Raw genomic sequence first — 498 nt, 5'->3', positions numbered from 1 at the left:
TTCGTACACAAAAGGCCGTCTGAAAATATTTTTTCAGACGGCCTCATGATTTTACTTTGGCAAAACTTATTTGCCCAAACCTTTCAATACTTCGGCTTTCACGGCTTCTACTGCTTGGGTGCCGTCAACTTTGATGTATTTCGGCGCGTGTTCGCCTTCCAGTTTGCTGTAAAAATCAACCAAAACTTCGGTTTGCTCGTGGTAAACGGCAAGGCGTTTTTTCACGGTTTCTTCTTTGTCGTCGTCGCGTTGAATCAAATCTTCGCCGGTTACGTCGTCTTTGCCTTCGACTTTAGGCGGATTGTAGGTAACGTGGTAAGTACGGCCGGAGGCCAAATGCACGCGGCGGCCGCTCATGCGGTCGACAATCACGCTGTCAGGTACATCGATTTCAACCACGGCATCCAAATCCACACCAGCTTCAACCATGGCTTCGGCTTGTGCCAATGTACGTGGGAAACCGTCAAACAGGAAACCGTTTTTGCAGTCGTCTTGGGC

1 protein-coding gene is annotated in these 498 nt (G+C 49.0%); it reads right to left on the bottom strand.

From position 1 onward, the window contains the following. Positions 1–66 precede the first annotated feature (66 nt). A partial coding sequence (locus ACTHUM_RS18970) for a nucleoside monophosphate kinase (RefSeq protein WP_440403825.1) occupies positions 67–498 on the bottom strand: 432 nt, incomplete at its 5' end.

The sequence above is a fragment of the Neisseria sp. P0021.S006 genome (assembly GCF_051956895.1).
Note: the sequence above shows the minus strand (reverse complement) of the source record. Positions and strands in the feature narration are given on the sequence as shown.